Below are 13,239 nucleotides of genomic sequence, written 5' to 3'. Positions count from 1 at the left end.
GTGTTGCCATGCATGCGATTCTTCCCCCCAATCCTGCAGCCGATCCGGCGGCGCTGGTGATTTCCGGCCTGGTGAAGAGCTTTGCCGGGATGCGGGCGGTGGACGGGCTGGATCTGGTGGTGCCGGCCGGTGAAATCTATGCGCTGCTGGGGCCCAACGGCGCCGGCAAGACGACGACGCTGCGCATGGTGACGGGGCTGGCGCGGCCCGATGCCGGATCGATCCGCCTGTTCGGGCTGGATGCGCTGGCCGATCCGATCGCGGCCAAGCAGATGCTGGCCTGGCTGCCGGATGAGCCCTTGTTGTATGACAAGCTGACGGCGGCCGAATATCTGGCCTTCATCGCCGGGCTGTGGCGGGTGCCGGCCGACGTGGCGGCGGCGCGGGCCGACCGGCTGCTGGCGCGACTGGGCCTGGCGGACAAGCGCGATGCCCGCTGCGAAGGCTTTTCGCGCGGCATGAAGCAGAAGCTGGCGCTGGCCGGTGCCCTGATCCACGAGCCGCGCTTGTTGATCCTGGACGAGCCGTTGACCGGGCTGGATGCGGCGGCCGCCCGCGTGGTGAAGGACATGCTGATCGAATTTGTCGGCGCCGGGGCGACGGTGATCATCACCACCCACATATTGGAAGTGGCCGAGCGCATGGCGGCGCGCATCGGCATCATCCGGGCCGGGCGGCTGGTGGCGGAAGGCACGATGGCCGAACTGGCGGCCGGGCGCGGCGCCGGCACCACGCTGGAGGACGTGTTTCTGGAGCTGGCGGCGGCGTGATGGCCGGGTTGCTGGCGGCCTTTCCACCGGCCAGCCTGCCCTGGCTGGTGCTGCACGATGTGCGGGTGCGGGCGCGCGGCCAACAGGGGGCGCTGGCCAAGGCGGTGCTGGTGCTGGCGCTGGCCATCCTGCCGCTGGTGGTGGGCACCATGCTGGCGTGGCGCTGGCGCGGGCTGGCGATGTTGCCGGCCGAGATTTTGGGCCAGGTGGCGGCGGCAATGGCTGCGATGGCGCTGGTGATGCTCAGTTCCGCCTATGCCCATGTGCTGCGCATGGGGCGCGACCGGGGGGAGCTGGAGCTGCTGCTGTCGGCCCCGATCCCGGCGGCGCGGGCGATCATCATGCGCACGGCAAGCATCAACGCCATGGTGGCGCTGCCCTTTCTCTTGCTGACCACGCCTTTCTTTGTGGCGTCGGCGCTGTTTGGCCATTGGCCGTGGCTGGCCGGGCCTTTGGTGGTGGTGGCGGTGGCATTGGCCGCCACGGCAACGGCGCTGATGATCGCGGCCGGGCTGGACCGGCTGCTGGGCCCGGCGCGGGCGCGGCTGGCGGCGCAATTGACCGGGGTGCTGCTGGGCGCATCGATGTTCGTGCTCGGCCAGACGCCGAATTTCGCGCCGCACTGGTTTGCGGCGCACATGGGGGCGCTGTATCGGCCGCCGCCGTTTCCGCTGGATGTGCCGGCGCGGGCGCTGCTGGGCGATCCCGCTGCGTTGATGGCGATGCTGGCGCTGGCGGTGCTGGCGGCGCGCGCAGCGGCGCAGCTGGCGGCCAGCCGGCTGGAGGCGGCCCCGGCCCCGGCAGCGGTGTCGCGCCGGGGGCAATCGGCGCGCTTTGGCGGCAGCCCGTTGATGGTGCTGTTCGGCAAGGAATGGCGGCTGCTCAGGCGCGATCCCGAACTGGTGGCGCAGATTGGCCAACAGCTGGTGTTCATGGTGCCGATCATCGCGCTGATCTTCAGCGGCGGCCATGTCACGCCGGGGCGGATGGCGGCAGCCGGGGTGTTTGTTGGCGGGGCGCTGGCCTCGTCACTGGCCTGGCTGGTGATTGCAGCCGAAGACGCGCCCGATCTGATCGCGTCCGCCCCGGTGCCGGCCGGGCACGTGCTGATCGCCAAGCTGGGCGCAGCCTTGGTGCCGCCGTTGCTGCTGGTGCTGGGGGTTGCGGCGCTGGTGGTGGTGCGCCAGCCGCTGGCCGCGGCGCTGATGCTGCCGATGGCACTGGTGTCGGGCCTGAGCACGGCGGCGCTGCAATATTGGACGCGCCAGCCGATGAAGCGCAGCGCCTTTCGCCAGCGCTATCGGTCATCCCTGATGATGGCGCTCGGCGAATTCATCGTGCTGGGCAGCCTGGCGGCGGCGACGCAGCTGTTGCTGGCCGGCAGCCTGTGGGTGCTGGCGGCGTTCGCGGTGCCGGCGCTGTTGCTGGCTGGGGCGTGGTGGTTTCGCGTCAGGCCGGACGGCTGAGCCCGGCGGCCGCCCGGGCGCGGGCGGTGATGGCGGCCCAGTCGGTCTCGCCGCGCTTGGCGATCCAGCTGCCGCCGACGCAGGCGACCGACGGTTCGGCCAGCCATTCGGGCGCGGTGGCTTCGGTGATGCCGCCGGTGGGGCAGAAGCGCACGGCGCCGAACACGGCGGCCATGGCCTTCAGCGCCGGCAGGCCACCGTTGGCGGTGGCTGGGAAGAATTTCAGCCGGGTGAAGCCCTGTTCGAGCGCGCGGATGATGTCGCTGGCGGTGGCGACGCCGGGCAGGCACGGCAGGCCGCTGCCGCGCGCAGCCGCGCCCAGGGTTGCCGACAGGCCGGGGGAGACGATAAAGCGCGCGCCGGCCGCCTTGGCCAGGGCCAGATCCTGCGGCGACAGCACGGTGCCGGCGCCAACAACGGCGCCCGGCACGCTGGCCATCTCGCGGATCACGTCGAGTGCGGCCGGGGTGCGCAGCGTCACCTCCAGCACCGGCAGGCCGCCGGCCACCAGCGCTTCGGCCAGCGGTTTGGCGTGGGCGACATCGTCCACCACCAGCACGGGAATGACGGGGGCAAGGCCCATGAGTTCATCGACGGTCATTGCGGTCTCTTGCGGGCAAAGGCGGCGGCCGCGCCATACAGGCCCGGCTGCGGGTGGGTGATCAGCTTGACCGGCAGGCTGCGCATCAGATTTTCAAAGCGGCCCTTGGCGGCAAAACGGCCAGCAAAGCCGGACTTGGGCAGGAGATCGGCCAGGCGCGCGCCCAGCCCGCCGCCGATCACCACGCCGCCGGCACCATGGGCAAGCGCGATGTTGCCGGCAAAGCTGCCCAGCGCCAGGCAGAAACGGTCGAGCGCGGCGGTGGCGAGGCTGTCTTCGCCGCTCATCGCCAGGGTCCACAGAGCCTTGTCGTCCATCGGCTGGATGGCGCGGTCTTCCAGTGCGGCGAGCGCGGCGTGGATATCGGCAAGACCGGGGCCCGAGATCACCCGTTCGGCCGACACGCGGCCAAAGCGGCGGCGGAAATGCGCCAGGATGGCATCTTCCAGGCTGTCCACCGGCGAGAAATCGCCATGGCTGCCTTCGGTGGGCAGCACCTGCCAGTCATCGCCGCCGTTCTTCACCAGCAGGCCGACGCCCAGCCCGGTGCCGGGGCCGAGCACGGAGATGGTGCCGCTGTCGGGCAGCGGTTGATCGGGCCCGCACAGGTGGCGGAACTGGTCGGCCCCGCAGGCGCCGACGGCATAGGCCACCGCCTCGAAATCATTGACCAGCACATGGGCATCAAGGCCGAGCTTCTCGTTCACCAGCGCCGGGCGGATCACCCAGGGGTTGTTGGTCAGCTTCAGCTCTTCGCCAACCACCGGGGCGGCAACGGCGATGGCCGCCGCGCGCGGCAGCGGGTGGCCGAGCGCGGCGCCAAACGCTTCCCACGCCATTTGCAGCGAGGCGTGATCGGCGCAGCGCAACACCATCGGTTCGTCCAGCCGCACCACCCGGCCGGCGGCATCCAGCCGGGCCAGCGCAAAGCGGGCGTGGGTGCCGCCGATATCGGCTGCGACCAGCTCAGTCATGCCAGCTCACTCCGTCACGTTCGGTCAGGGCGATCGCCGCCGATGGACCCCAGGTGCCGGCGGCATAGGGTTTGACGCCCATGCCGGTTTCGGCCCAGCCGGCGCGGATGGCGTCGATCCAGGTCCATTGTGCCTCCACCTCGTCGCGGCGGACGAACAGGGTCTGCCGGCCTTCGACCAGATCGAGCATCAGCCGTTCATAGGCGATGCGGCGGCGCACATCGGCAAAGGCGTTCGTCATGCCGATATCAAGCGGCACGGCGCGCAGTTTCAGCCCGTCGCGATCGAGCCCCGGCACCTTTGCCATCATCTGCAGGCCGATATTCTCGTCGGGCTGGATGGAGATGATCAGCTTGTTGGGCTTCATCGCGGCATCGCCGAACATCGAATGCGGCACGGGGCGGAACTGCACGATGATCTCGCTCATGCGTTCGGGCAGGCGCTTGCCGGTGCGCAGGTAGAAGGGCACGCCCTTCCAGCGCCAATTGTCGACATGGGCCTTCAGCGCCACGAAGGTTTCGGTGTCCGACGCGCGGCCCAGCTCCTCGGCATAGGCCTTCACCGGCTGGCCGCCGCTGGAGCCGGCGCCATATTGGCCGCGCACGCTGTGGCTTTCGACCTCGCGGGCGGTGATCGGGCGCAGCGAACGCAGCACCTTCACCTTTTCATCGCGCACCGCCGCCGGATCGAGCCGCGCCGGCGGCTCCATGGCAACCAGGGCGAGCAGCTGCAGCATGTGGTTCTGCACCATGTCGCGCAGGGCGCCCATGCCGTCGTAATAATCGGCGCGGCCTTCGAGGCCGACGGTTTCACCGACAGTGATCTGCACCGAAGAGATGCCGCCCGCGTTCCACAGCGGTTCGAACAATATATTGCCAAAGCGCAGCGCCAGCAGATTCTGGACGGTTTCCTTGCCGAGATAATGATCGATGCGGAAAATCTGGCTTTCGGGATACGCGGTGGCAACGGCATCGTTGATGGCGCGGCTGCTGGCCAGATCATGGCCCAGCGGCTTTTCCAGCGCGAGGCGCGCCCCGGCACAGGCTAGGCCCGCCCCGGCCAGCCCGGCGATGGTGGGGCCGAACAGGCTGGGCGCCGTCGACAGGAAGATCGCCAGCCGGCAGGGATCGCCGACCTCGGCCGCCAGCGCCGAAAAACCCTCCGGCCTGGTGGCATCCAGCGGCACATAGGCCAGCCGGTCGAGGAAGGCGGCAACCGCACCGGCCGGGCGGCGTTCGGCCTCGACAAATTGTTCCAGTGCCTTGGCGGCCATGGCCTTGAAGGCTTCGGCATCAAGCGCGCTGCGGGCGGTGCCGATGATCCTCAAATCAGGGTGCAGCAGGCCATCGGCTGACAGGCCAAACAGCGATGGCAGCAGCATGCGGCGCGACAGATCGCCGGTGGCGCCGAACAGCAACAGAGACGTAGCGATGGTCATGCCTGACCCTTGAACAGGAATGTGAACGTTAACGCAAGCCTTGCGGCCCAGCTGGCCTCGTTATGGCCGGTTCCGGGAAAGGCGCGCGATACGACATCCTGCCCTTGCCGCCATCTTGCGGCAAGCAATGCCTTGTCGGCAACCGCCTGGAAGGGGGCATAATATTGGTCCAGCCCCTGATCGCCGTGGTCCAGCCACAGGCGGCGGCCAGCGGGTGGGCCGAGCCGATCGTGGATCCAGCCGGCGATGGCGGCCTCGATCGCCGGCACTTCGCCGGCCTGGGGTTCGGGCTGCGGGGCCAGCACCGGCCAGTGCGTCGAGAGACAGCCAGCGGCGCGGAACAGATCCGGCCGCTCCATCAGGGCGTTGAGGGCGGCGAGGCCCCCCATCGAGGAGCCGGCGATGAACGCCTTGCCCGGCGCGACCGGATAGGAACTGCGCAGCAGCGGCAGCACAACCTCGGCCAGGAAGGCCAGATAGGCCGGGGAGCGTGACGGCCCGCCGCCCACCTGGTTGAAGCGGACAGCGAGCGGTGCCGGCAGCCGCGCCATCAGATCGGCCGGCACATAATCGCCCCAGCGCTGCACGCCGCTGTTCCACACCCCGGCGACGATCATCGGTGGCAGCGTGCCGGCTGCCATGCCGGCCATGATGGTTTCGGCCACCCGCCAGGTGACACCGCCATAGGCCGAGGCCGGTTCGAACAGATTTTGGCCATCGTGCATCAGCAGCAGCGGCAGCGGCTGGCCGGCCGGGGCATCGGGCGGCACCCACACATCGACATGGCGGGGCAGGATGCCGGGGCCGGCAAGATTGGCGTGGCGGCGGAACTGGATGGATTCGCCCGCCCGCCCCCGGCTTGCGAGCAATGCCGGGGCGGCGGCCAGCAGTGTGCGCCGGCTGATCATTTGATCGGCTCGAACCGGGCGGCGGCGCCGCCACCGCCGGCAGCCAGCTGCAGGGCCAGCCTGTCCGTGCTGGTGACGATGCGGGTTTCGACGGCCAGATCGAGCGGGTTGGCTGCGGCGGCGGGGCCATCGCGCCAAAGGGTGAGGCGATAACGGATGCCGGGGGCGAGGAAGTTCAGCGGCACGTCGGCGGCAACCGCCGTCTTGCCGCCCGCGGCGCCCAGCCACCAATCCTGGCCGCCGCGGCGCTGGCGGGCGGTGACGACATGGCTGCCGGGCTCACCGGCCAGCGTCACCGATTCCTGCCAGTCCACCGGCACGGCGCGGATGAAGTCCATCGCGGCCTTGGGCGCCTTGGCATAGTTTTCCGGCAGATCGGCGACCATCTGCAGCGGCGAATAGATGGTGACATAGAGGGCCAACTGCTTGGCGAGCGTCGAGGGGATTTTCTGGCCGCGGCCCTGCAGCGAGACGATGCCGGGCGTATAATCCATCGGCCCGGCGAGCAGGCGGGTGAAGGCCAGGGTCGCCTCATGCTCCGGCCCGTTGTTGGGGTTGCCCCAGGCATTGAACTCCATGCCCCGCGCGCCTTCGCGGCTGACCCAGTTGGGGTAGGTGCGCCGCAAGCCCGTGTCCTTGATCGGTTCGTGGCTGTTGACGCTGATATGCTGTTTGGCAGCCGCTTCCAGCACGCGGACATGGTGGCGGGCGCTGGCCTGGCCTTCGTGCCATTCATAGGTGAGGGCGCGTGGCTGGCCGTTCATGTCGATGCCCGGCGTTGTGGCCGCCACCTGCAGGCCACCGGCATCGGCGACATAGCCGGTCTTCACCATGGTGACGCCGTTTTTGGCATAATAGGCCATGCCCGCATCCAGCTGCGCTTCGTAATTGGCGAGATTGCCGCTGGTTTCGTGGTGGCCGATCAGGCCGATGCCCTTCTTGCGGGCGTGGGCGGCGATGGTGGCCATGTCGAAATCGGCGGTCGGTTCGGCAAAGCGGAAATCCCAGCCGTTGGCGAACCAGTCCCCATCCCAGCCCTTGTTCCAGCCTTCGACCAGCAGGCCGCACAGGCCGTTGGCGGCGGCCCAATCGATCATGCGGATGGCGTTGGCGGTGGTGGCGCCGTGCCTGGGCCCTGTCGCCCATGTTTCGGTGTCGAGGTGCATCGACCACCAGATGCCGGCATATTTGCAGGGTTTGACCCAGGAGACATCGCCCAGCCTGTTGGGCTCATTGAGGTTGAGGATCAGGCTGGAATTGGCCAGCCCCGGGGCATCGTCGCCGATCATCACCACCCGCCACGGGGTGGCAAAGGGTGCGGCGACCACCACGGCCGGCCCGCTGGCCGACGGGGTGAGGGCAGCGCGGAAAATGCCGTTGCCGGCCGGCTGCAGGTTCATGCCGGCATAATCGATCAGCGCGGCCTCGTGGATGGACAGCCAGGTGCCGCTGGCGGTTTTCAGCGTGAGCGGCGTCTGGGCGAGGCCGACTTCGGTGATGCCGGTCTGGCGATAGAGATATTCCTCGCGGTTCCATTCCAGCGCCGGAATCCACCAGGCCTGGCCGGCGGCGGCATCGGCGATGCGGAACTCGGTCAGCTCGGCAACGATGCGCAACTGCTTGAGATTGGGCTGTTCCGGGAAGGCATAGCGCAGGGCGATGCCATCGTTGAAGGCGCGGATGACGAGATCGAAGCGGCGTTTCAGCACGCTGGTCTCGGCGATGTGGAGGATGAGTTGGTTGTGGCTGTCGCGCACACGGGCGCGCTCGCCCCAAGGCTGATCCCAGGTCGTGTCGCTGCGGCTGGCCTCTTCCCCGGTGATGGCCAGCTTGCGGTCAAGCTTGGGCGCGTCGGCCAGGATGAAGCCCAGCGGTGCGGCGGCAAGCAATGCTTTGCCGTCACGCGTTGCCTGCCAATAGAGCCGGCCATCGCCGTCGCCGGTGATGCGCACTTCGGTGCGGCCATCGGGGGAGCGCAGCATCGGTTCGGCCAGCGCCGGCAGCGCGCACAGCAGCGCCAGGAGAGCAAGGATCAGGCGCATGGTGCGATCAGTCCCGAGAAGGGCGGCAGCAGCCGGGCGGTGGCGCCGCCGTGGCTGGCAAAGGGCGCGCCGATGGCGAGATCGACGGCGATGGGTTCGGCGCCCAGATTATAGGCGCAAACCAGGGTGGCATCGCCGAGCGTGCGGTGCAGGATGAGCAGATCGCCGCTGGCCACGAGAACCCGGGTGCTGCCGCGCTTGAGGGCGGGCTGCTGCTGGCGCAGGGCCATCAGCGCCGCGGTCCAGTGCAGCATCGATTGCGGGTCGCCCTGCTGCTGGTCAACGGCGCGGGCGGCATGATCGGCGCCCAGCGGCAGCCAGGGTCGGGCCATGGAAAAGCCGGCGTTGGGCTGGCCGGCAAGCCAGGGCATCGGCGTGCGGGCGCCATCGCGGCCCAGGGTGAGCGGCCAGTTGGCGATGGCTTCGGGATCCTGCAGGTCGGCAAAGCCGATTTCGGCCTGGGTGAGGCCAAGTTCCTCGCCATAATAGAGGAAGATGTTGCCGCGCAGGGCGACGAGCAACAGCATGATCAGCCGGGCATAATCATCATGGGGGCAGGGCCCATGCCAGCGGCTGGCGGCGCGCGGGGCGTCGTGGTTGGAAAAGGCCCAGCTGGGCCAGCCGGTGCCGGGCGTTTCCGGCCATTCGGCCAGCGCATCGGCAACCAGGCGCGGGGTGAGTTGTTCCCCATAGAGGAAGTTGAAGCCATAGGCCGAATTCAGGCGCCGGGTGCCGGCGGTGAAGGCGTGCATTTCGGCAATCGCCTCGTCGCCGCCCACCTCGGCGACGGTGAAGCGATCGGGATAGGCGGCGATCACGCCGGCCACCCGCTCCAGAAAGCCGGGGATATCCGGGTGGGACATGTTGTGGATGCGGCGCTGGAAATCGAAAGGCCGGGTGCGCTTGTGGTTGCCGCTGGCCGGCGGATTGTCGCGCAACTGGGGGTCATGCATGGCGAAATTGATGGCATCGATACGGAAGCCATCAACGCCGCGATCCAGCCAGAAGCGGGCAACATCCAGGATGGCATCCTGCACCGCCGGGTTGTGCATGTTGAGATCGGGCTGCGAATTCAGGAAGTTGTGCAGATAATATTGCTGGCGGCGGGCATCCCAGGTCCAGGCCGGGCCGCCGAACACCGACTGCCAGTTGGACGGCGGGGTGCCATCCGGCTTGGGATCGGCCCAGACATACCAATCGGCGCGCGGGTTGGTGCGGCTCTGGCGGCTTTCCTGGAACCAGGCGTGCTGGTCTGATGTGTGGCTCCACACCTGATCGATGATGATTTTCAGGCCAAGCTGGTGGGCGCGGGCGATCAGCGCATCGAAATCGGCCAGCGTGCCGAAGATGGGATCGACGCCGCGATAATCGGCGACGTCATAGCCGAAATCACGCATCGGCGAGGTGAAGAAGGGCGACAGCCAGATGGCATCGACATTGAGCGATGCGACATGATCGAGCCGGGCGGTGATGCCGGGCAGATCGCCGATGCCGTCGCCGTTGCTGTCGAGGAAGCTGCGCGGATAGATCTGGTAGATGCTGGCGCCCTGCCACCAGGGGACGGCGGCTGGGGCGTGCGCTTCGGGTGCGGGCTGCGCGGCATCAGGCATCACTTGTCACTCGCATCGCTGCTGCACACGGCAATGCCGAGGGGCGGCAGGCTGATCGCCAGCGTGCCGGGAGCAGCGGCCGTGGCGGGGCAGGTGCCAAAGCGGCTGGTCCAGTCCCGGTGGGCGGGATCGACCATCACATTGGCGGTGAGGGGGGTGTTGGCGGTGTTCATCACCACCAGCGTTTCGCCTGATGTTCCAGCCAGTTGGCGGGAAAAGGCGAACAGGCCGGGGGCATCGCCAGCCGCGCGCACCCGAGTGGTGCCGTGGCGCAGGCGGGGATCAGCGGCGCGCACGGCGGCCATGGCCTTGAGCGCGCGGTAGAAGGGGTGGGCGGGATCATAGCTGGCAACCGTGTGGCCGGCGCTGGTGCCCAGCCTCTGCATGGCGCGATATTCGGGCACCAGGCTGGCGAACAGCGGCTGGCGGGCGAGCTGGTCATTGCCGGTGCCGATGAAGCCCTGCTCGTCGCCGGCGTAAATGGTTGGAACGCCGCGGGAAAACAGCAGGAAGCCGTGGGCGAGCAGGGTGCGCTGCGCCAGTTCGACGGTGTCGATATTGGGATTGGCGCGGCGGACGAACCAGGCAAAGCGGCCGCCGTCGTGGTTGGAGATGAAGCTGGCGTTGGTGGCGGCGGTGGCTTCGCCCTGGGGGTAGAGCACATCATCGGCGAACAGGCGGGCGAGAACCGAGGTGGGGGCGTTGCCGGCAATCGCCTCCATCGCGGCGTTTTTCAGTGCAAAATCAAGCACATTGTCCATACCGGTGATGCGGCTGTTGCGGGCGAGGCGGCCAACGTCGACCTCGTCCACCGAGACTTCGCCGAAGATGTGGAAATTGGGGATGCCGGCCGCCTTGGCCCGGGCCTGCATGGCCGGCACAAAGCGTTGCCAGAATTCGGGATTCACGTGCTGGGCGGTGTCGACGCGGTAGCCATCGATGCCGAGCTGTTCGATCCAGTTGCCATAGATTTCGATCATCCCGTCGATGACGCGGGGATGTTCGGTGGCAAGGTCATCGAGGCTGACGAAATCGCCGAACTGGCTGGATTCATTGCGATAAATGGTCTCGCCACGGTTGTGGTAATAGATGGGATCATTGAGCCAGGCCGGCACCTTGATACGGTCCTCGCCGGGCGTGATGAACGGCGTGTAGGCAAAATCGGGGCGGGTGAGTTTGGCCCAGTTTTCCGGCGTGGCGATGTGGTCGCCGGCGAAGCCGGGGTTGATTTGCCCGCCCGACGGGCCGCCCTGGCGGCTGTAGGGATAATCGGCCCGACTGCGGTAAGTGCATGGTTTGCCAACACATTCCCGATACTGGATGACATCGGCGGTGTGGTTGGTAACGATATCGAGATAGACCTTGAGCCCACGGGCATGGGCGGCGTCGACCAGGCGCTTCAGATCGTCGTTGCTGCCCAGATGGGGGTCCACCTGGGTGAAATCGGTGATCCAATAGCCATGGTAGCCGGCCGATTCCTGGCCGGGCCCGCCTTGCACCGGCTTGTTCTTGAACACCGGGGCGAGCCAGATGGCGGTGGCGCCAAGCCCCTGGATATAATCGAGTTTCTGGAGCACGCCGGCCAGATCGCCGCCGTTGAAAAAGGCCTTTGACGTGGGGTCAAAGCCGGTCTGCAGCGGGCCACCCGAAAGCCCGCCGCGATCATTGGCGGGATTGCCGTTGGCGAAGCGATCGACCAGCAGGAAATAGATCAGCTCATCCTGCGGCGGGCGGGCCCGAACGGCGGCCAGCGTGGCCGCATCCGGCGCCACGGTGACCGCAACCGGCGCTTTGGAGGCCGCAGGCGTGGCGGCGGTGACCGCGAGCAGCGCGGCGGTGACAATCGAGCGCATCATGATCGGACCTCGCGGGCGGGGGCATGTTTGGCCAGCCAATCGGCATGGCCGGGCAGGGCGGCGGCGCCGGCGGCGATGGCGCGATCCAGGCTGGTCATGAAGCCGGCCAGATCATCGCGGCCGATGCCGGCGGTGAGCGGGTGCGGCCGGGCGGGCGGCAGACCCTGGCCGATCAGCACCTGTGCCCAGGCCAGTTCGGTGAACAGTTCGTCGTGATCGCGGCGGATGCGCCCCGTTTCCTGGAACAGCGCCATGCGCTCTGCCAGGTCGGGCGGCACCGCCATCGCCTGGACCTGGGCCCAGAACGGCGTGTCGGCGCGCGCGGTCGCCTTGTAGTGGAGGATGATGAAATCGCGGATCCATTCCACCTCGCGCGCGGCCTGGCGGTTGGCTTCGGCGGCGAGCACCGGCAGTTCGGCGGCATCGCCGGGCAGCAGCGCCAGCAGCCGGGCGATGGCCGATTGGATGAGGTGGATGGAGGTGGATTCGAGCGGCTCAAGGAAGCCGGCCGACAGGCCGATGGCCATGCAGTTGCCAATCCAGGCGCGGTCGCGCCGGCCGGCCTGGAAGCGAAGGCTGCGTGGTTCGGCCAGCGCCGGGCCGTCAAGATTGGCCAGCAGCACGGCGGTCGCCTCATCCTCGCTGAGGTGGGCGGATGAAAACACATGGCCGTTGCCGATGCGGTGCTGCAGGGGGATGCGCCATTGCCAGCCGGCGGCGCGGGCGGTGCTGCGGGTGTAAGGGGTGAGCGGCGCGGCTGGTGCGTGCGCGCAGGGCACGGCCACGGCGCGGTCGCACGGCAGCCAGTGCGACCAGTCGTGCCAGCCGCTGCCCAGGGTTTCGCCCAGCAGCAGGCTGCGGAAGCCGGAGCAATCGATGAAGACATCGCCGGCGATGCGGCGGCCATCGTCCATGTGGAGGGCGAGGATGGTTTCGCCCTGGGTTTCGACGCGGGCGATGCGGCCTTCGTGGCGGGTGACGCCGCGCTGCTGCGCATAGCGCCGCAGATAGGCGGCATAGAGGCCGGCATCGAAATGATAGGCCCAGACCAGCGGCGGCAGCGTGTTGTCGCCGCCAAAGGGGGCAAAGCGGCCCATGCGGGCGGCGCGTTCGTTGAGGCTGTAGTGGCCATAATCGGCGGCCACCCCGGCGGCGCGGGCGGCGGCCCACCAATGCTGGAAGGGCACGACGCCAAGGCCGCGGCCCACCTCGCCGAAATTGTGCATGTAGCGGTGGCCGGGCTGCCACCAATCGACAAATTCGATGCCGAGTTTCAGCGTGCCCTGGGTTGCGCCCAGGAAATCGGCTTCATCAATGCCAAGCCCGGCGTTGAACAGGCGGATCTGCGGGATGGTGGCTTCGCCCACCCCCACCGTGCCGATGGCATCGGATTCGACGAGATGGACATGCCAGCCCGGCCCGCAGAAGCGGGCGAGCGCGGCCGCCGTCATCCAGCCGGCGGTGCCGCCGCCGGCGATGACCAGCGTCTTGACCGGTTGATCCCCCATCATCGCATTTGCGCATGAAAAAGGCGGCCGGCCAAGGACATATGCCCGTGGCCGGCCGCCATCATG

Annotated in this window: 10 protein-coding genes; 2 read left to right on the top strand and 8 right to left on the bottom strand. The window is 68.4% G+C overall.

Features of this window, described 5'->3' with window-relative positions:
- The first annotated feature begins 8 nt into the window (after positions 1-8).
- Complete coding sequence (locus tag AC6BOR_RS07555) at positions 9-770, top strand: ABC transporter ATP-binding protein (RefSeq protein WP_498060561.1); 762 nt, start codon at positions 9-11, stop codon at positions 768-770.
- The gene (locus AC6BOR_RS07550; RefSeq protein ID WP_498060560.1) at positions 770-2,236 is read left to right on the top strand and encodes a hypothetical protein; all 1,467 of its coding nucleotides are present in this window, start codon (positions 770-772) and stop codon (positions 2,234-2,236) included. Before AC6BOR_RS07555 ends, AC6BOR_RS07550 begins: the two co-directional genes overlap by 1 nt.
- On the opposite strand, the gene eda is transcribed toward AC6BOR_RS07550, so the two are convergent.
- Genes eda through AC6BOR_RS07510 form a run of 8 tightly spaced genes read right to left on the bottom strand, consistent with a single transcriptional unit; the run spans position 2,220 to position 13,176 of the window.
- Positions 2,220-2,837: a bifunctional 4-hydroxy-2-oxoglutarate aldolase/2-dehydro-3-deoxy-phosphogluconate aldolase gene (gene eda, locus AC6BOR_RS07545; protein ID WP_498060559.1), complete on the bottom strand. Its 618-nt coding sequence runs from the start codon at positions 2,835-2,837 to the stop codon at positions 2,220-2,222. The genes AC6BOR_RS07550 and eda overlap by 17 nt on opposite strands.
- Positions 2,834-3,811: a glucokinase gene (gene glk / locus AC6BOR_RS07540; RefSeq protein ID WP_498060558.1), complete on the bottom strand. Its 978-nt coding sequence runs from the start codon at positions 3,809-3,811 to the stop codon at positions 2,834-2,836. The genes eda and glk overlap by 4 nt, the downstream gene beginning before the upstream one ends.
- On the bottom strand, positions 3,804-5,249 hold the full coding sequence (zwf, locus tag AC6BOR_RS07535; RefSeq protein ID WP_498060557.1) for a glucose-6-phosphate dehydrogenase: 1,446 nt from the start codon (positions 5,247-5,249) through the stop codon (positions 3,804-3,806). Before zwf ends, glk begins: the two co-directional genes overlap by 8 nt.
- Complete coding sequence (locus tag AC6BOR_RS07530; protein ID WP_498060556.1) at positions 5,246-6,157, bottom strand: alpha/beta hydrolase; 912 nt, start codon at positions 6,155-6,157, stop codon at positions 5,246-5,248. Before AC6BOR_RS07530 ends, zwf begins: the two co-directional genes overlap by 4 nt.
- On the bottom strand, positions 6,154-8,199 hold the full coding sequence (locus tag AC6BOR_RS07525) for a glycoside hydrolase family 97 protein (protein WP_498060555.1): 2,046 nt from the start codon (positions 8,197-8,199) through the stop codon (positions 6,154-6,156). The genes AC6BOR_RS07530 and AC6BOR_RS07525 overlap by 4 nt, the downstream gene beginning before the upstream one ends.
- Positions 8,190-9,809: an alpha-amylase family glycosyl hydrolase gene (locus tag AC6BOR_RS07520; protein WP_498060554.1), complete on the bottom strand. Its 1,620-nt coding sequence runs from the start codon at positions 9,807-9,809 to the stop codon at positions 8,190-8,192. Before AC6BOR_RS07520 ends, AC6BOR_RS07525 begins: the two co-directional genes overlap by 10 nt.
- On the bottom strand, positions 9,809-11,665 hold the full coding sequence (locus tag AC6BOR_RS07515) for an alpha-amylase family glycosyl hydrolase (RefSeq protein WP_498060553.1): 1,857 nt from the start codon (positions 11,663-11,665) through the stop codon (positions 9,809-9,811). Before AC6BOR_RS07515 ends, AC6BOR_RS07520 begins: the two co-directional genes overlap by 1 nt.
- Positions 11,662-13,176: a tryptophan halogenase family protein gene (locus AC6BOR_RS07510; protein WP_498060552.1), complete on the bottom strand. Its 1,515-nt coding sequence runs from the start codon at positions 13,174-13,176 to the stop codon at positions 11,662-11,664. Before AC6BOR_RS07510 ends, AC6BOR_RS07515 begins: the two co-directional genes overlap by 4 nt.
- Between the last annotated feature and the right edge of the window lie 63 nt (positions 13,177-13,239).

Source organism: Sandarakinorhabdus sp. FBCC-B8862, from assembly GCF_059745315.1.
This window is presented reverse-complemented; position numbering and strand designations above follow the sequence as displayed.

Coding starts and splice junctions, on each gene's coding strand:
- AC6BOR_RS07555 (WP_498060561.1), top strand. CDS start 9: ATGCATGCGATTCTTCCCCCCAATCCTGCAGCCGATCCGGCGGCGCTG.
- AC6BOR_RS07550 (WP_498060560.1), top strand. CDS start 770: ATGGCCGGGTTGCTGGCGGCCTTTCCACCGGCCAGCCTGCCCTGGCTG.
- eda (WP_498060559.1), bottom strand. CDS start 2,837: ATGACCGTCGATGAACTCATGGGCCTTGCCCCCGTCATTCCCGTGCTG.
- glk (WP_498060558.1), bottom strand. CDS start 3,811: ATGACTGAGCTGGTCGCAGCCGATATCGGCGGCACCCACGCCCGCTTT.
- zwf (WP_498060557.1), bottom strand. CDS start 5,249: ATGACCATCGCTACGTCTCTGTTGCTGTTCGGCGCCACCGGCGATCTG.
- AC6BOR_RS07530 (WP_498060556.1), bottom strand. CDS start 6,157: ATGATCAGCCGGCGCACACTGCTGGCCGCCGCCCCGGCATTGCTCGCA.
- AC6BOR_RS07525 (WP_498060555.1), bottom strand. CDS start 8,199: ATGCGCCTGATCCTTGCTCTCCTGGCGCTGCTGTGCGCGCTGCCGGCG.
- AC6BOR_RS07520 (WP_498060554.1), bottom strand. CDS start 9,809: ATGCCTGATGCCGCGCAGCCCGCACCCGAAGCGCACGCCCCAGCCGCC.
- AC6BOR_RS07515 (WP_498060553.1), bottom strand. CDS start 11,665: ATGATGCGCTCGATTGTCACCGCCGCGCTGCTCGCGGTCACCGCCGCC.
- AC6BOR_RS07510 (WP_498060552.1), bottom strand. CDS start 13,176: ATGATGGGGGATCAACCGGTCAAGACGCTGGTCATCGCCGGCGGCGGC.